Source organism: Caballeronia sp. INML3B, assembly GCF_023631305.1.
Classification (GTDB): domain Bacteria; phylum Pseudomonadota; class Gammaproteobacteria; order Burkholderiales; family Burkholderiaceae; genus Caballeronia; species Caballeronia turbans.
The window spans coordinates 44,466-61,090 of record NZ_JALQDI010000064.1; the positions used below are offsets into that span (position 1 = coordinate 44,466).

A 16,625-nucleotide genomic window follows, 5' to 3' on the forward strand; every position below is an offset into this window, starting at 1 on the left:
CCGAACGCCTCAGTTCGACGAAAAGCGCATGTGTTGAAGACAGCGCATCGCGTTGTCGAATGCCTGATGAATCGCCGCGCCGACATCCAGGTCCGAGGCGTGTTCAACTGGAATAAGATCGAAATCACGCGTCACGAGATCGAGCCGCGCATCATAGCGGCGGTCTCCAGACTGATCCCGATACGCTTCGATCGTCAGATGGCAGTTCGCGATGTCTTTCGCGGCGCGCTCGAGTCGCACGAGTTCGACACCGGCCGCGCGTTCGACGTCGTTACTACCGACAAAGCCCTGATAGGCGATTTGCATGCCGAGCCCCATGATCTTCCTCCCCCACCGAACTTTGTCCTTGCCGGTTTTGCTGATGAATCCGGCGTTCTTCGCACGTTGCGACGTCCACTCATCGTCCGCTTTCAATGCGTAACCGAATTGACTCATGTCAAGTGATGCTCGATCACGCAGCATCGTCCGCGCAGCCTTCAGCCGGCGCCAGGACGAAGCCCCGGAAATTCATCTCGATGCTGCGAATCTGACTGGCGCATTGCGCGTAGAGCCAGCCGGGGCCGCCGTCCATGCCATACATGCCGCGGCACATGCCTTTCAAGCTGATGCGCGCGCGCCCGCTGCCCGGTGCCGCCGGCGTACGCGTAGCCCACAGATACACCACGCCGGCTTCGAGCGGCCGGCCCGTTTCGATCGCAGCCGCATCCGCATGACGTATGCGAGTGGCTGAATAGCGCGCGACGTACTGGCGCGTGCGGTCCCAACGTTGCGCACATTCGTCGCTTCCCGAGCAGTCGATCGTTGCAAACTCTCGCGCCTCCACGAGGGTGGGCTCGGTCTGCCGAAACTGGTTCCAGCGTGCATCGGATGCGCAAGCCGCCAGTCCCAGAAGCAATACTGTCCCCATGCACTGCTTCCTCATTTCGTGCTCCGCATCAAAGCTTTTCATCGACGATGCCGGCCTGTCATCGATACTCGCAAACGTGAGCGACAGCATCCCGTAGCCCAGCAGGGTCTCAGCAAGCGTTGCGTCACGCCTGAGCGAGTGATCGGATCAAAAGCACCGGACAAGTCGAATGTCGCAAGAATGCTTCGGCGACGCTGCCGAGGACCAGCCGCCGAATACCGGTGTGGCCGTGCGTGCCCATGACAACCATGTCGACTTGCGTTTGCGTCGCGAAGCGCTGAAGGCATCGCGCAACCGTGTCCGTTGTGTTTTCGGTTTCCAGCAGTTGTGTCTCGCATTCGAGACCGGCCGCCTGAACGCGCTCCCGCGCGCCGTCGAGCATGCGGCGCGCGTTGCTGAACACCTCGTTGCGATGACGCACCGGATATGACGACAGCGCCGCCGCATCCGCGACGAAAACTGCGCGCACTCGCGCTTGCGAGCCCTTTCCACAACGGATCGCTTCGTCCAATGCACGTTGCGACGGTTCGCTTCCGTCGAGTGCGACCATGATGTTCCGGTACATTGATAACTCCGATTTCCTATTAACCGCTTACACGGCCCATTCGAGATTGTCGATTCGCGCCAGCGTGCGCTCGATACGATCCACGAAAATCTCGATGAAGCGCTGTTTCGCCTGTGCATCCAGCCGGGCTGTAAGGGCGCAACGCGCGACCGGCTGCTTGCCGGCGAGTTTCGTCATCTCGCGAAAAACCTTGGCATCGCCTCGCATTTGCTGCGTGCAGAAAAAGGCCACATGCGGCAGCTTGCGCCGGTGGATAGCGAGCCATGCGCGTACCGGCGCGCTGATCGTACCGGCCCATACCGGCGTCCCGACAACGACCACGTCGTAATTCGCCACATCGCGGCGCGATTCCTCGATATGCACACTTCGCGTGAACACGGCATCGGCGAGAGAGCGCAAATAGCCCAACGGCCCCGAGCGATCGACCGGTTCCGTGATGACCTCGAAGTCGGCGTGCAGCCGCTCCGCTAATGCCGCACCTATGGCACGCGTTGTGCCGCTGCGAGAAAAGCAAACTACGAGCACTTTGGACATCTGCATTCTCCGCGACTCATTCATGACATTTCGATGATGACGATCTGACGAGGCCACTGTATCCCCGTCATGGTGTTGCCGATTGACCTGAGTCAATCCAAACCGGTCCCTTCGATAAAGCGCGGCGCCGTTGACCTGAGTCAACCGCGCCGTCGAGCCGCCTCCATAAACTGGGTGCCAGTGAAGAACACGCGGGCATGTGCACTCATGCAGCGCAATTCGACTCGAGGAGCCATCCGATGAGCTACAAGACCATTCTCGTGCACCTGGACACCAGCGTGCGCGCGCATCCCAGACTGGAAACCGCGTTGCAGCTCGCCAAGCGCTTCGGCGCGCATGTCATCGGGCTCTTTGCGGTGTTCGAGCCCGACCCGCGCGCCTTCAACATCATGGCGGGTACCGCCGAGTACTACGAGCAACACGCGGCCAGGCGGCGCGAACAGCGCGGTGCGATCGAGCGGCTGTTTCATGCGGAAATCAAGCGCGCGGGCGTGTCGGGTGAATGGATCGAAACACAGCAACGAGCGAACGATTCCATTCCCCGTTTTGCGCGCTGCGCGGATCTCATCGTCGTCAGCCAGGACGATGCGGCCGATCCGGAGTCTTACGTCGGCGACCACTTTCCGGAGACCACCATCCTCACCTCGGGCCGACCGGTCCTGCTTGTCCCGTACACGGGCTTCTTCGCCTCGGTCGGAAAACATCCGATGATCGCCTGGGACGGCAGCCGCGAAGCGACCCGCGCCGTGCATGACGCCCTGCCCTTTCTGAAGACGGCCGAGCGTGTCTCGATCGTGAGCGTCGATACGCCGCGGCGGGAAGCAGGCGACGACCGCATTCCGGGCGCGGACATCGCGGCCTGCGTCGCGCGGCATGGCATCAAGGCCGAAGTCTCATCGGGCGGCGTTACTCCGAACGCATCCGCGGGTGAAATGCTGCTTTCCCGCGCTGCCGATCTGAATGCGGACCTGGTGGTCATGGGTGGCTATGGACATGCGCGCTGGCAGGAACTCGTGCTCGGCGGCGCCACGCGAACCTTCCTCGCGTCGATGACCGTGCCGGTATTGATGTCCCACTGATGCCCGTATCGCATCGTGCCCGGTCCTGCTCGTGCCCGCGAGATCGCACGAAAGACCCTATGGCTCGATGGCTCTCGAGGAGACGACGTCATGAACTGGAAAACCATTCTCGTCCATCTGGATAACAGCCGGCGTTGCGATGTGCGGACCCGGTATGCATTGGACATCGCCCGCCGTTTCGATGCGCATGTCATCGGTCTCTATCTGGTTTGTCAGGACCTCGTTCATCACCTTTTCGAGCCGGCAGAGCCCCTGCTACGCAACGGATACGAACAACAGCGCCGAACCTCGCTCGACCGGGCGCGCGAAGCATTCGAGCGCGCTGCCGAACTGGCCGGTATCAACGCAGAGTGGCGTGCGCCGGCAGGCTCCGTACTCGATGCCGCCACGTTACATGGCCGCCATGCCGACGTGATCCTGCTCGGACAGGATGATCCTGACGATCCCGATGCTTTCGTTGCGCGGCATTTCGTCGAGGACGTCGTGCTCGGTGCGGGACGCCCGGTGCTGCTCGTGCCGCGAACGGGCGACTTTGCGACTATCGGCGAGAACGTGGTCATTGCGTGGGACGACAGCCGCGAAGCCGCGCGCGCAGTCGCCGATGCGCTGCCCATCTTGCGTCGTGCCCGATTCGTCGAGATCATGACCGTCGAGCGCCATAGAGACATACAAGCGCCCGCAGGTATCGAAATTTCCGCTTATCTGGATCGTCAAGGCATTCGCGCGAGTTTCTCCTCGACGCCTCGCGTGAGCGGCGAAAGCACAGGGATGACGTTGATAGACAAAGCGAACCGTGTGCATGCGGACATGCTCGTCGCGGGCGCCTATGCGCATTCGCGTGGACTCGAAAGGGTGCTGGGCGGTGTGACCAACAATCTCCTGCAGGTATCGACGCTTCCTGTTCTTCTGTCGCATTGAGCAGATATGTTGCTGTCAGCGACACGCCTTGGCGAATCCCGTCGATTCTCTCTAATCGGCGTTTCGCCAAATCGTGCACTGAACGACAAGGACAGCAACGACGATAACTATCAACACGACGACGCCGACTAATCCAATGATCTTTCCCATTGCATCGACTCGCAAATGCTTGCTTTGAAGGTACAGGTTAAAGATCGCGAGGCGGTCGTCATTTGATTTGCGTTAAATGTTTCCGCTCCTGGCACAAAGCACTGCGATTGCAAAGACGCGACAAGACCGCTGCCCTCATAGGTCATAATGCACGCTTCCACGGTCGCAACAGAAGAATGAAAAGATGCTACGAGCGAAGCCGAAATCCTTTGACTCGCGCGCTGCGCGATCGGTCTTTCTCGCCTTCCTGAAACTTGGCTTGACGTCTTTCGGCGGTCCTACCGCTCATATCGGCTATTTTCGCCATGAATTCGTCACGCGTCGGCAATGGCTGAATGATGCGCAATTCGCTCAACTCGTCGCTTTGTGTCAGATCTTGCCCGGCCCGGCAAGCAGCCAGGTGGGATTCTCGATTGGATTGCTCAGGGCCGGCTGGTTGGGCGGATTCATGGCATGGTGCGGCTTCACATTGCCCTCTGTCGTCGCCATGGTCGCCGTCGCGATCGCAGCACCCTTCGCTTTTCATAACACGCTCGGAGACGCGCTCGTTCACGGCCTGAAGCTGGCTGCCGTAGTGATCGTGACTCAAGCGCTGCTCGACATGGCGCGGCGCTTGTGCCCCGGAGTGCGACATGCCGCCATCGCTCTGCTCGCCGGAGCATGTCTTTTCATATCGCCTCTGGCATGGAGCCAATGGATGGTGCTCCTCGGAGGCGCGTTTCTCGGATCGCTGCTCTTGCGACCTTCGATTGCGTATGAAACCGAAGCCGCATCGATCGACTCCGCGAGCATCTTTTGCGTGCCATTCTCGCGTGTCGCGGCATACGCTTGTCTGAGCACCTTTGCAGTCTTATTGATCGTCCTTCCGGTCGTCGCCGACGTCACGCGACTTCAAGGCATTCGCTTATTCGATGCTTTCTTTCGTTCCGGCGCGCTGGTGTTCGGCGGCGGTCATGTCGTGCTTCCGTTGCTGAAAGCGGCGACAGTCGACTCGGGCTGGATCGGCACGAACCTCTTTCTCGGCGGCTATGCTGCAGCACAAGCGTTGCCGGGGCCGCTCTTCACGTTTGCAACGTTTCTCGGATGGAGCATCGGCGTACCGCAATCGTGGGGCGGCGCGGCGATCGCGACGATCGCCATCTTTCTTCCCGGGCTATTGCTCGTCGCCGGCGCGCTTCCTTTCTGGGAAGCAGCGAGCCGGCACACGGCCATGCGGGGGCCGCTCGCCGGGATCAATGCGGCGGTGGTCGGGCTGCTTGCGCATGCGCTTTATGATCCGTTATGGACCACCACGGTGCGCTCGCTGGCCGACGTTGTTTTCTGGGCTATCGCTCTCGGCATCACGCTCAAACTCAGATTACCGCCGCTCGCTGTGGTGCTCCTGAGTACGGGCGTCGGCATGTGCATTGCACTTTTTTGATGTTCCTTAGCCAATGATGGAATTTGCCGCGATCGTCTCCTGCGACGCGCATCGGACCGACGTTTCATAACGGCACGGCACGCCTCCCGTGAAGTCACATCATGACGAGCTACTTTCACTACGATCTGCACTCACTGCGGCTTTTCATCGTCGTCGCCGAGCTCGGCAGTCTCACGCGCGCCGCCGACCGCACGAGCATGACGCTGTCGGCGGTCAGCAAGCGCATCGCCGACCTCGAGCGCAGCACCGGCTGCGATCCCATTCAGAAAACGGATACCCCGCATTCGAACATTTAATTTGTCGATACCCCGCGTCTCCTATATTTTTGTACAGGTCCAGCACGGCGTCGCCTTCAGTGCGACGGCGTGGACCCCAACGGAGACTTACCTATGTCAACCAATACCTACTACGCGCCTCATGGCGGTCATCCATCACAGACAGAGTTGCTGACCGATCGCGCGATGTTCACCGAAGCATATGCCGTCATCCCCAAAGGCGTGATGCGCGATATCGTCACCAGTCATCTGCCGTTCTGGGACAAGACGCGTCTGTGGGTATTGGCGCGGCCTCTGTCGGGCTTTGCCGAAACGTTCTCGCAATACATCATGGAAGTGGCGTCCGGCGGCGGCAGCGAGCATCCGGAACAGGACCCGAAAGCCGAAGGCGTGCTGTTCGTCGTCGAAGGCGAAATCGAAGTAACGCTGCAAGGCACCCTGCACGTGCTGAAGACCGGCGGCTATGCGTTCATTCCGCCCGGCACGAACTGGCAATTGCGCAATCGTCATAAAGATACCGCCCGCTTCCACTGGGTCCGCAAGCACTATGAAGCCGTGGATGGCGTGCCGCTGCCCGAAGCGTTCGTGACGAACGAGCAGGACGTGGAGCCGATTCCGATGCCCGGCACCGAAGGACGCTGGGTGACGACGCGCTTCGTCGATACCAGCGACATGCGTCACGACATGCACGTGAACATCGTCACGTTCCAGCCCGGCGGCGTCATCCCGTTCGCGGAAACGCACGTGATGGAACACGGTCTCTATGTGCTGGAAGGCAAGGCGGTTTATCGGCTGAATCAGGACTGGGTCGAAGTCGAAGCCGGTGACTTCATGTGGCTGCGCGCATTCTGCCCGCAAGCGTGTTATGCAGGCGGCCCGAGCCGTTTCCGCTATCTGCTGTACAAGGACGTCAACCGTCACATGAAGCTGACGCTCAACTCACTGCGCTGATTTCTCGCGCGATGCGGCACGCGCTTTTAATCGGGCGTGCCGCCCGAACGAACGCTGTGTGATTGCCAGCGCCCGGTCACGCGTGATAGAAGTCAAAGTCCGAAATTCAAAGATCGACCGGGTCGATGAAAAACGTTCCCCAAGCCCGTACCCCGCTCTTCGACCTGGATCTGCTGAAAGCCATCGTCATGGTGGCCGATTGCGGCACCTTCACCGCAGCCGCCGCACGGCTTCATTCGACGCAGTCGACAGTGAGCCAGAAGGTGCGTCGCCTGGAGGAAATGGCGGGACACAAGCTGCTCGAACGCGGCAGCCGCGACGTCCTTCCGACCGACGCCGGAGAAACGCTGCTCGCCTACGCCCGCCGGATGCTCGCACTCAACGATGAAATGATCGAGGCGCTATCCGGTGCGAACGTCGGCCTGACGGTGCGTCTCGGCGTGCCGGAAGACTTCGTCGGCGGGCCGACGACGCACATGCTCGCCGCGTTCAATCGCAAGCATCCGCAGGTGAAGCTCGAAGTGACGAGCGGACTGTGCCGCGACATCAGCAACAGCTACGATCGCGGTGAGCTCGATCTGGTCCTCGTGAAGCAGCGGCGCAATAGCCGCGAGGCCGTCGCGAACTGGCCGGAGCAACTAAGATGGATCGACAGCGCGAAGAGTCCGTCGATCGGACTCGATCCGATTCCGCTCGTCGCCTTCCCGCCACGCGGGCTGTATCGCGACGACATGACCAACGCGATCGAAAGCATCGGACGACGCTGGCGCCTGAGCTTCATCAGTTCGAGTCTGAGCGGCATTCAGGCGGCCGTCGCCGATGGTCTGGGCATCAGCCTTCTCCCGGCGCGGGCCGTTGCGCCCGATCACGTCGTGTTGACGACGAAAAGCGGGCTGCCGGCCATCGAGACGATGGACATCGCGCTGATGCATCGCCCAACCGCCGACGCCGTTGTGAAGGCGCTTGCACGGGCCTTGTCGCGGATGTTCGGGCCGCAGCGTCGGTGACTGGCAGCGTTCAAAGGCTGGTTGCGGGACAGACGATTAGTTGCATGGCTTACTGAACCCATCCGCGCTCGATGAGCGGCACGTCCCACGCCGGCTCCGGGCCCAGTCGCTCGGCGAGAAACTCGACCAGCGCCTTCACCTTGAGCCCCTGACGCTGCGTCGCCGGATAGACGGCTGCAAAGTTCATCGGTGAGAGTGCGTAGTCCGCCAGAATCGGCACGAGCGCCCCATTCAGCAGCGACGCGCTCGCCACCAGCGTCGGCAGGCACACGATCCCGCCGCCCGTCAGCGCGTAATCGTGCAGCAGATGGACGGAATTGGAGCGGATGATGCCGGGCAATTCGATTTCGACGACCTCGTCGCCGCGCGTCATCGTCCAGCGATTGCGCGACGGATAGCCCGAATAGAGCGCCGTCCTGTGATCCAGCAATTCACGCGGATGCCGCGGCGCGCCATGCTCTTGCAAATACGCGGGCGCCGCGCAAAACAAACGCCGGACGGTGAAAAGACGCCGCTCGATCAAGGATTCGGAGATCGCCGGGAAAATCTGGAAGGCGACGTCGAAGCCTTCCTCGATCGGATCGACGACGCGGTCATTGACGATCACGTCGAGCTGGATACCGGGATACCGTCGATTGAATTCGGCCATCGACGCGCCGAAGTGACCCAGCGCGAAGCCCGGCAGCATCTGGATGCGCAGCCGCCCGGTCGGGGTTGCGCGCAACTCGCGCATCTGGTCGGTCAGTTCGTTGACGCGTCCCACCACTTCCGCGCAGTCCCGATAGAACGCCTCGCCGACGTCGGACAGCCGCACGTGCCGCGTGCTGCGATGAAACAGCGGCACGTTGAGAAACTTTTCGAGCTGCTGGATGCGCGTCGTGACCACCGAGCTGGCCACCCCGAGCTGACGCGCGGCCTCCGCGAAGCTGCTGGTCTCCGCGACCCGCACGAAGGCCTCGATGCTGAGAAAACGATCCATGCTGGTTCCTTTCGATCGTGTCCAGCATGTCAGTGTATCCGCTGCGCGCGAGGCTCCCGGGCGGCACACTTACTCGGGCTGCTCGCTTCCAGTGAGCTCGACCGCCCGCGCATTGCGGCGCACCCTGGCGGGCGCGGTTTCTTCGAGCAGCAAACTTACGCCGATACCGAGCAGCACGGCGCAGATCGGTAGCCAGAGAATATTCTGGATGCCGAATCGTGTCGCGACGAATCCGGAGAGCGCCGGCGCCACCCCACCGCCGAAAATCTCCCCTGCGCCCACCACGATGCCGATTGCGGTCGACACCATGCCAACGGGCGCCGCCTCCGTCGCGACCGGCCCGGAGAGCAGCGAAACGAGGCCCAGCGTAAAGAAGGACGCGACGAACAGCACGACGAAGAGGACGAGCGGCTGCGCCCCGAGACCGCGAAACACATACAGCATGACCGCCGTGCCCGCGAAGCCGGCGATGCTCGCGAGCCGCCGGCCGACGATATCGGAAAGCCCCGGCAGACCGAACTGCCCGACGAAGCCGCCAAAGCCGATTGCCGACACCACGATGCCCATGCGCTGAGTGTCCAGCGAAAGGTATTCGGTAAGGTAAAGCGGCAGCATCGCGCCGAGCACGAAGACTCCGGTCATCGCACAGAAGAGCGCAATCATGGCGACGGGAATGTTGCGACGCTTCAGCACGTCGCGCCAGTTGCCCTCTGCGACCGTCGCCTGCCGATCCGTAGACGCCGGCTCGATCGCTCGCGGCTCGCGAATCACGAAGAACATCAGCAGCCCGAGAATCAGGCCGGGAACGGAGACGAGCGCGAAGACCCAGCGCCATGAGACCACGTTGAGCAATTGCGTGGCGATGATCGGCGAAAGCGCGAGCCCGAACAGCGCGAAGCCGCTTTGCTGGAGCCCGAGATTGAAGCCGCGCCGTTTCGGATGGGACGCGTCCGCGGTCGCGGCGAAGCTCGTCGGGCAGAACGAGCCTTCGGCCACGCCCATGAGCGCGCGCACGGCGATCAGACTGGCGAGACCGCCCGCGACGCCCGAGAAACCGGAGAGCAGCGAGAAAGCGATGATCGCGGGGATCAGCACCTTGCGTCGCCCGATCTTGTCGGAGATGCCGCCCATCAGCGCCGCGAACACGCCCCATGAGAGACCCAGTACGCCGATGCAGTTGCCGACGTCCTGCGCGGTGAGATGCAGGTCCTTCATGATCGCCGGGAAGAGCGGCGCGATCAGCCACCGATCGAGGCCCACGAGGCCGAAGCCGAGCGCAAGGAGCGTCACCGCTTTCCATTCGTAGGACGTATCCCACCGTTTCGAGGTCATCTTTGTCTCCTGAGTCAGAATCGCCGGCGGATTCGTCGCAGTGCGCCTCGCCGACGCAACAGAGAGTGGCCCAGACACGGTTTGAAAAGAACGGCCGAACCGGCGAATGCGTCATTTGCGAAATGCAAACAATGGCGCAACCGTAGTCGTCGCCGGGTATGGACGATGCGCTTCAGGCCGTACCAGGGATACTTCGGATGGACGCTTCGTGTATGCAGTAACCTTCAGACACGGGCAGAAGGAGCACGACATGACCAAACTACTGAAAATCCGCGCGACGCTCTCAGCGCTGGCAATCTCGCTCGCCGGCTGCGTCGCGGGCGGCACGCAGCAAAGTGCGACGAACCTGAGCGCAACGCAATGCCGCGACCTCACCGCGCTCAGGAACCACGCGCCGCCCACGCGCGAGCGCAACCTGAGCGAACTGGCGGCGCTGGAGCGGGCCGGATACGACCCATCCAAGTTTTTCGATCCGTACTATCCGGACGATCTGCACGCGGCGCAGCGTCAGGTCGATCGCTGGTATCAGGCGGAATGCCCGCAGGCGCGGCCGGATTGAGGCGGGAAGGCTACCGATATAATCGGCGTTCCGTCCAACGAGGTTATCGCATGAAAACAGTCATCGCCTTGCTCGCAGCATCGGTCATCGCATCGAGCGCGTTCGCCGCCAACGCCGTCGACAAATTGCCATCGGGCGTGGTCGTCGAACACATCAAACAAGGCACGGGTGCGCAACCGAAAGCCGACGACGTGGTAAGCGTCAACTATCGCGGCACGCTTGCCAACGGCACCGAGTTCGACAGTTCGAGCAAGCACGGCGGCCCCGCGACCTTCCCGCTCAACCGGGTGATTCCGTGCTGGACCCAGGGCGTGCAGAAGATCAAGGTCGGCGGCAAGGCGAAGCTGACGTGCCCCGCGGCAACCGCCTACGGGGATCGTGGCGTCGGCGCGATCCCGCCGAACAGCGACCTGACGTTCGAGGTCGAACTGCTCGGCATCGGCAAGTAAAAGCAAGTCACCGGGGCGGCATTCGATTCACTTGCCGCCCTCCTCCCGCAACTGCGCAAGCGATGCACGTTGCTTGCCGTTCGCGTCGAAGTTGTCGTCGGCGAGCCAGCGCTCGAAAGCGCGCCGTATGCGCGGCCAGTCCTTGTCGATGATCGCGTACCAGGCGGTATCGCGATTGCGTCCCTTATAGACGATCGCCTGCCTGAAGATGCCTTCGAACTCGAAGCCGAGCCGCAGCGCGGTCTTGCGCGAAGGCGCGTTCAGGCTGTCGCACTTCCATTCGTAGCGCCGATACCCCAGGTCGTCGAAGACATGACGCATCAACAGATACTGCGCTTCCGTCGATATGCGCGTCTGCTTGAGCAAGGGCGAAAACGTGACGCTGCCCATTTCGATGACACCATGCACAGGCTCGATGCGCATCAGCGCGAGTGTGCCGACCGCCTTGCCGCTCGCGGAATCGACGACGGTGTAGTGAAGCGGATCGGTGGATGCCGCGGCTTTCGTCAGGTAGTCGCGGAACGCGTCGAAGTCCGTGAACGGTCCGACGAAGAGATAGGTCCAGTCGCTGCCGTCCGGGGCCTGTCCATAGGCGTCGAAGAGATCGGCCGCGTGGCGATCCGCATCGAGCGGCTCGATGCGGCAATGCTTGCCTTCGATGGCGATGCGCGCGGGCCGCTCGCGCGGCGTCCAGTCGATCACCGCTTCGCCGATGGGCTGCTGATATTCGTTGGTTCTCGTCATGCGTGAAGGAACTCCGGTTGCGTGAGAAGGAGTGAGAGTACGGCGCGTCATCGCGTTGTGTGTTAATCGGGCTTCGCCGGTTCCCGTTAGCGTGTCGGTCTATTGGCGTTGCCCCTCTGCAAATAAACCAAGTAGAAAGCGGCATCCGGCGAAAGCCCATACCGTCCCGGAAAATGCACGCACCTAGCGCGCCCCCGCGCCCAGCTTCACGGTGCCATCAGGCTGAGGAACTTCGATCGGCTTGACTTCGACCGCCGCCGTGCCCTCCTTCTTGATCCCGAGCTTGTCCGCCGTCTTCGGCGAAACATCGACGATCCTGTCCTTCACATACGGGCCGCGATCCCGAATCTGCACCACTTCGCTATTGCCGTTCTCGAGATTCGTGACCCGTGCTTTAGTACCGAGCGGGAGCGTCTTGCTGGCGGCCGCGTCGGATTGCGGATTCATCTGCGTGCCGTCGGCCATCTTCTTCTTGTAGAACTTGTGGCCATAGTACGAAGCCTTGCCCTTGCGCGGATTGCCCGAGCGGTCGAGACCGCGTTCATGAGCGGATGTGGCCTTCGTGTGATGGCCGCTGGCGGATGCCGTCTTGTGTGCGGGATACGCCGTGCTCATGCAGCACGACACGATCACGCATACGAATGTCCGAAGCCGTTTCATGTTCCTTTCCTCTTGAACTCGACGTCTCGTGGCTTCCTGGTAGCAGGGATCGATCCGTTTCCGTCTGCTCAATGGATCGAACGCCCGCACGGTGAGCCGGTTGAGCCCGTGAGCGCTACTGCTCCGGAGCGGACAACGGCCGGGTCGCCATCGCGCGCGTCAGACCGTGGACCGGGCGACGCGCGGCCACATCGAACGGATTGATCTGCGGCCCGATAATCGCGGCCTGACGCTTCAGCAACTCGACCACCATCGGCAGGCGGTCTTCGCCGAGACGCGTCGACAGCGTGCCGACGCTCAGCGCGCCGACCGCAAGCCCGGAACGATCGAGAATCGGCACCGCGACGCCCGCCATGCCGTCGATCAGCCCGCTGTTGCGCCCGGCATAACCTTGCGCACGCACGCGCTCGATCTCGGTGCGCAGATAGACCTCGTCGAACACGCCATAGTTATGCAGCCGCGGCACGTTGAAGCGGATGATCTCCTCGCGCTCTTCCTCGGGTTGAAACGCGAGAATCGCGAGGCTGCCCTGCCCGACGCCCAGCGCCACGCGTCCGCCCACGTCGCCGGTAAAGGAGCGGATCGGGAACGGGCCTTCGCACATGTCGAGGCATACCGCATCGAAGCTGCTCTTCACGAGCAGGAAGATGGTGTCGCCGAGACTCGCGCATAGCCGCAGCAGCGCAGGCCGGCACAGCGTGCGCATCCGGCTCGGGTTGCCCGCGCGCGCCGCCAGCGAAAAGAAGTCGACGCTCAACCGATAGCGCTTGGTCCCTTCGTCCTGTTCGACGACGCCTTCAGCGATCAGCGCGTGCAAGATGCGGTGCACCGTCGCCTGCGTGAGTCCGACCGCCTTCGCGAGCGCGGTGACACGACTGCCTTCGGCCTGATCCTCGCCGAGGGCGCGGATCACGGCGAACGCACGCTCGAGCATGCCGACGCCGGGCGTTTCCGGCGCCGATGTTCCGTTTCCTTCGTCAGAAGCCTTCATCTTCGCCTCGTTTATTCCATTCGATGGAATGGCCGCGCTGCGCGCTCTTTCCGCCACTATTCGACCCGATCCGCGCGGGTTGCGCAATCTAAGGGATTACCCAGATCACGTTAAGCAGAATAAACCACAGTCTAAGAAGCAAACAATTCCGCTGTTCGAAATTTGGCATCAACTTTCAATCACTCACTGGAATTTTAAATTGACGCTTCGGAATTTGGCTGGCTAGAGTCCATTTCATCGGAATCAGTCGTACATCGCCGGCGCGCGCCGCGCCGAAGGGGCAGGCCATGTCGTTTCTCACGTTGACCGATCTTTCGAAATCGTTCGGCGATCTGCACGCCGTCGCCGACGTCAATCTGTCGGTCGAGAAGGGCGAATTCGTCTCGCTGCTCGGGCCGTCGGGCTGCGGCAAGACCACGACCTTGCAGATGATCGCGGGATTCATCGAAGCGACGCGCGGGCGCATCATGCTCGATGGCCGCGACATCACGCACATGCGCCCGAACCGGCGCGGACTCGGGATCGTGTTCCAGAGCTACGCCCTCTTTCCGCACATGAGCGTCGAGCAGAACGTGAGCTTCGGGCTGGAGATGCGCGGCATCGACAAGAGCGAGCGCCGCGAGCGCGTGCGCGAGGCGCTGTCGCTCGTGCGGCTCGACGCGTTCGCGCATCGTTTTCCGCGCGAACTGTCCGGCGGCCAACGTCAGCGCGTGGCGCTCGCGCGCGCGATCGTCATCGCGCCGCCCGTGCTGCTGCTCGACGAGCCGATGTCGAACCTCGACGCGAAGCTGCGCGAGGACATGCAGTTCGAGCTGCGCGGCATTCAGCGCAAGATCGGCACGACGACGATCATGGTCACGCACGATCAGTCGGAAGCGCTGTCGATCAGCGATCGCGTCGTCGTGATGGAAGCGGGCCGCATCACGCAGGTCGATACGCCGTATCGTGCGTATGAGCGTCCCGAGACGAGCTTCGTGTCGCAATTCATCGGCAAGGCCAACATGCTGCGCGGCACGATTGTCGCGCGCGACGGCGAGGCCATTCGCATCGATCTCGGCCACGATCTCGCAGAGACTGGCTCGACCTCGCAACTGCCGGAGCGCGAGCGCGCGATCGGCGTCGGCGATGCCGTGACCGTGTGCATCCGCCCCGAGAAACTGAAGCTCGGCGCGGCGGGCAGCGGACGTCTGCCCGGCCGCGTGACGAGCCGGTTCTTCCTCGGTAGCCAATGGCTTTACCGGCTCGACAGCCGCGCGGGCGAAATGCTCGTGTGTTGCCAGAATCACGGCGACGAACCGCTCGAAGAAGGCGCGCAAGTAGGCATCGACTGGAACACGGAGTCGATCCGCTTTATCCAGCAGGAGGCCGCTCGTGGATAGCACGCTGCGCTCTTCCGAGCCCGCCGCAACGGGGAAATCGAAACGCACCCGGCGCGCCCCGTGGCATGCCTATCTGCCGATGTGGATGATGAGCGCGCCCGCGCTCCTGCTCTTCGCGGTGCTCGTGATCGTGCCGCTCGCGATGACGCTCGCGCTCACGTTCTATCGTTTCGATCCGGCGATGGGCCCCGTCGCCGCGTTCGATCTGCACAACTACGCCGAAGTGCTCGGGTCGTCGTACTTTCACACGATCTTCGCGCGCACGTTCGGCATCGCCGCGCTGGTGACCTTGCTGTGCGTCGTCATCGGCACACCCGAGGCGTACATCCTGTCGCGCATGGGCGATCCCTGGCGCTCGATCTTTTTGCTCGTGATCCTCGCGCCGCTGCTCGTCTCGGTCGTCGTGCGCGCGTTCGGCTGGAGCATGCTGCTCAACGTGAACGGACTCGTGAATCAGTTGCTCGGCGCATTCGGCTTCGGTCCGTACAAGCTGCTTTATACGACGTTCGCGATCGTCATCGCGCTGGTTCACGTGATGCTGCCGTTCATGGTGATCCCGGTGTGGACGGCGCTCCAGCGCATCGATCCGCAGACCGAAAACGCCGCGCTCTCGCTGATGGCCTCGCCCGCCGTCACGCTGTGGCGCATCGTGCTGCCGCAACTCGTGCCGGGGATTCTTTCGGGCAGTCTGATGGTGTTCGGCCTGTCCGCGAGCGCCTTTGCGATTCCGGGACTGCTCGGCGGACGCCGTCTGAAGGTCGCGGCCACCACCGTCTACGACCAGTTCCTCAGTTCCATGAACTGGCCGCTCGGCGCCACCATCGCAATGCTGCTGCTCGTCGCGAATCTGGTGGTGATGCTCACTTACTATCGCGTGCTCGAGCGGCGCTACACGCGCAGCATGGGCTGAACGAGGCGATCCATCATGCGCAAAAACGGTCCCGTCGCGCTCGCGTTCCATACGATCGTGATCCTGTTCGTGCTGGCGCCGCTCGTCATCGTCGTGCTCGTCGCGTTCACGCCCGAAGAAACGCTGACGCTGCCCACGCGCGGCCTCTCGCTGCGCTGGTTCCGCGCGATTCTCGATTATCCCGACTTCATCTCGGCGTTCTTCAACAGCGTGAAGCTCGCGTTCGCATCGGCGACGCTGGCGCTCGTCGTCGCGTTGCCCGCGGGACTCGCGATCGGCCGCGCGCGCTTTCCCGGGCGCGGCTTCCTGAACGCGCTGCTGCTTTCGCCGCTCGTGATTCCCGGCCTCGTGCTCGGCATCGCGATGCTGCGCTTCTTCGCGCTGATCGGCGTAACCGGCTCGTTCGCGTGGCTGATCCTCGCGCACATGGTCATCATCACGCCGTTCGTGATGCGGCTCGTGCTCGCGTCGGTGAGCGGCATGGACCGCAGCATCGAGCACGCCGCGTCGTCGCTCGGCGCGAGTGCGTGGACGACCTTCCGCCGCGTCACGCTGCCGATGATCCTGCCCGGCATCACCGGAGGCTGGCTGCTCGCGTTCATCAACAGCTTCGACGAGCTGACGATGTCCGTCTTCGTCACATCGCCGCAAACGGTGACGCTGCCGGTGCGCATGTACATGTACGCGACCGAATCGATCGATCCGATGATGGCGTCGGTCTCCGCGCTCGTCATCTTCATCACTGCGGGCGCGATGCTGATTCTCGACCGCGTGTACGGGCTCAACCGCATTCTGATCGGCCAGCACTGAACCCAC

At 62.5% G+C, this 16,625-nt stretch carries 18 protein-coding genes and 2 pseudogenes; 11 read left to right on the forward strand and 9 right to left on the reverse strand.

Annotation, left to right across the window (positions count from 1 at the left end; all coding sequences use genetic code 11):
* Positions 1-9: 9 nt before the first annotated feature.
* The 4 genes from NCS58_RS27585 to NCS58_RS27600 are packed head-to-tail and all read right to left on the reverse strand — an operon-like array spanning position 10 to position 2,150.
* Complete coding sequence (locus NCS58_RS27585) at positions 10-435, reverse strand: hypothetical protein (protein WP_250478027.1); 426 nt, start codon at positions 433-435, stop codon at positions 10-12.
* Between the two features lie 16 nt (positions 436-451).
* Positions 452-997 carry a hypothetical protein gene (locus NCS58_RS27590; protein ID WP_250538916.1) on the reverse strand — a complete coding sequence of 182 codons (546 nt, stop codon included), beginning with the start codon at positions 995-997 and terminating at the stop codon, positions 452-454.
* 34 nt (positions 998-1,031) lie between these two features.
* Positions 1,032-1,472 (reverse strand): universal stress protein, encoded by a 441-nt coding sequence (locus NCS58_RS27595; RefSeq protein WP_061120895.1) that lies wholly within the window; start codon positions 1,470-1,472, stop codon positions 1,032-1,034.
* Between the two features lie 27 nt (positions 1,473-1,499).
* Complete coding sequence (locus NCS58_RS27600) at positions 1,500-2,150, reverse strand: NAD(P)H-dependent oxidoreductase (RefSeq protein WP_250478029.1); 651 nt, start codon at positions 2,148-2,150, stop codon at positions 1,500-1,502.
* 95 nt (positions 2,151-2,245) lie between these two features.
* Between NCS58_RS27600 and NCS58_RS27605 the strand changes: the two genes are divergently transcribed.
* From NCS58_RS27605 to NCS58_RS27630, 6 genes and pseudogenes are all read left to right on the forward strand, one after another.
* Positions 2,246-3,085 carry a universal stress protein gene (locus tag NCS58_RS27605; protein ID WP_061120893.1) on the forward strand — a complete coding sequence of 280 codons (840 nt, stop codon included), beginning with the start codon at positions 2,246-2,248 and terminating at the stop codon, positions 3,083-3,085.
* Positions 3,086-3,175: 90 nt separating this feature from the next.
* Entirely contained in the window at positions 3,176-4,003 is an 828-nt protein-coding gene (locus NCS58_RS27610) for a universal stress protein (protein ID WP_061120892.1), read from the forward strand.
* 334 nt (positions 4,004-4,337) lie between these two features.
* Positions 4,338-5,573 carry a chromate efflux transporter gene (chrA, locus tag NCS58_RS27615; protein WP_061120891.1) on the forward strand — a complete coding sequence of 412 codons (1,236 nt, stop codon included), beginning with the start codon at positions 4,338-4,340 and terminating at the stop codon, positions 5,571-5,573.
* 101 nt (positions 5,574-5,674) lie between these two features.
* Positions 5,675-5,824, forward strand: a pseudogene (locus NCS58_RS27620) (LysR family transcriptional regulator); the annotation flags it as partial.
* 138 nt (positions 5,825-5,962) lie between these two features.
* Entirely contained in the window at positions 5,963-6,799 is an 837-nt protein-coding gene (locus tag NCS58_RS27625; protein ID WP_061120889.1) for a bifunctional allantoicase/(S)-ureidoglycine aminohydrolase, read from the forward strand.
* Positions 6,800-6,924: 125 nt separating this feature from the next.
* Positions 6,925-7,806, forward strand: a complete 882-nt coding sequence (locus tag NCS58_RS27630; RefSeq protein ID WP_061120888.1) for a LysR family transcriptional regulator — start codon at positions 6,925-6,927, stop codon at positions 7,804-7,806.
* 49 nt (positions 7,807-7,855) lie between these two features.
* On the opposite strand, the gene NCS58_RS27635 is transcribed toward NCS58_RS27630, so the two are convergent.
* Together NCS58_RS27635 and NCS58_RS27640 are read right to left on the reverse strand one after the other, a co-directional pair.
* The gene (locus NCS58_RS27635; RefSeq protein WP_061120887.1) at positions 7,856-8,785 is read right to left on the reverse strand and encodes a LysR family transcriptional regulator; all 930 of its coding nucleotides are present in this window, start codon (positions 8,783-8,785) and stop codon (positions 7,856-7,858) included.
* Positions 8,786-8,854: 69 nt separating this feature from the next.
* Positions 8,855-10,117, reverse strand: coding sequence for an MFS transporter (locus NCS58_RS27640; RefSeq protein ID WP_061120886.1), 1,263 nt, complete (start codon positions 10,115-10,117; stop codon positions 8,855-8,857).
* A gap of 250 nt (positions 10,118-10,367) precedes the next feature.
* Here NCS58_RS27640 and NCS58_RS27645 point away from each other — a divergent pair, with 250 nt between their 5' ends.
* Together NCS58_RS27645 and NCS58_RS27650 are read left to right on the forward strand one after the other, a co-directional pair.
* Positions 10,368-10,676 carry a DUF4148 domain-containing protein gene (locus NCS58_RS27645; protein ID WP_061120885.1) on the forward strand — a complete coding sequence of 103 codons (309 nt, stop codon included), beginning with the start codon at positions 10,368-10,370 and terminating at the stop codon, positions 10,674-10,676.
* Between the two features lie 50 nt (positions 10,677-10,726).
* Positions 10,727-11,125 (forward strand): FKBP-type peptidyl-prolyl cis-trans isomerase, encoded by a 399-nt coding sequence (locus NCS58_RS27650; RefSeq protein WP_061120884.1) that lies wholly within the window; start codon positions 10,727-10,729, stop codon positions 11,123-11,125.
* 45 nt (positions 11,126-11,170) lie between these two features.
* On the opposite strand, the pseudogene NCS58_RS27655 reads toward NCS58_RS27650, so the two are convergent.
* From NCS58_RS27655 to NCS58_RS27665, 3 genes and pseudogenes are all read right to left on the reverse strand, one after another.
* Positions 11,171-11,869, reverse strand: a pseudogene (locus tag NCS58_RS27655) (GNAT family N-acetyltransferase); the annotation flags it as partial.
* Positions 11,870-12,052: 183 nt separating this feature from the next.
* Positions 12,053-12,529, reverse strand: coding sequence for a septal ring lytic transglycosylase RlpA family protein (locus tag NCS58_RS27660; protein WP_061120882.1), 477 nt, complete (start codon positions 12,527-12,529; stop codon positions 12,053-12,055).
* 115 nt (positions 12,530-12,644) lie between these two features.
* Positions 12,645-13,520 carry an IclR family transcriptional regulator gene (locus NCS58_RS27665; protein ID WP_061120881.1) on the reverse strand — a complete coding sequence of 292 codons (876 nt, stop codon included), beginning with the start codon at positions 13,518-13,520 and terminating at the stop codon, positions 12,645-12,647.
* 287 nt (positions 13,521-13,807) lie between these two features.
* Between NCS58_RS27665 and NCS58_RS27670 the strand changes: the two genes are divergently transcribed.
* The 3 genes from NCS58_RS27670 to NCS58_RS27680 are packed head-to-tail and all read left to right on the forward strand — an operon-like array spanning position 13,808 to position 16,619.
* Positions 13,808-14,899 (forward strand): ABC transporter ATP-binding protein, encoded by a 1,092-nt coding sequence (locus tag NCS58_RS27670; protein WP_061120880.1) that lies wholly within the window; start codon positions 13,808-13,810, stop codon positions 14,897-14,899.
* Positions 14,892-15,809 carry an ABC transporter permease gene (locus NCS58_RS27675; protein WP_061120879.1) on the forward strand — a complete coding sequence of 306 codons (918 nt, stop codon included), beginning with the start codon at positions 14,892-14,894 and terminating at the stop codon, positions 15,807-15,809. Before NCS58_RS27670 ends, NCS58_RS27675 begins: the two co-directional genes overlap by 8 nt.
* Before the next feature lie 15 nt (positions 15,810-15,824).
* Positions 15,825-16,619 (forward strand): ABC transporter permease, encoded by a 795-nt coding sequence (locus tag NCS58_RS27680; RefSeq protein ID WP_061120878.1) that lies wholly within the window; start codon positions 15,825-15,827, stop codon positions 16,617-16,619.
* Positions 16,620-16,625: the final 6 nt, after the last annotated feature.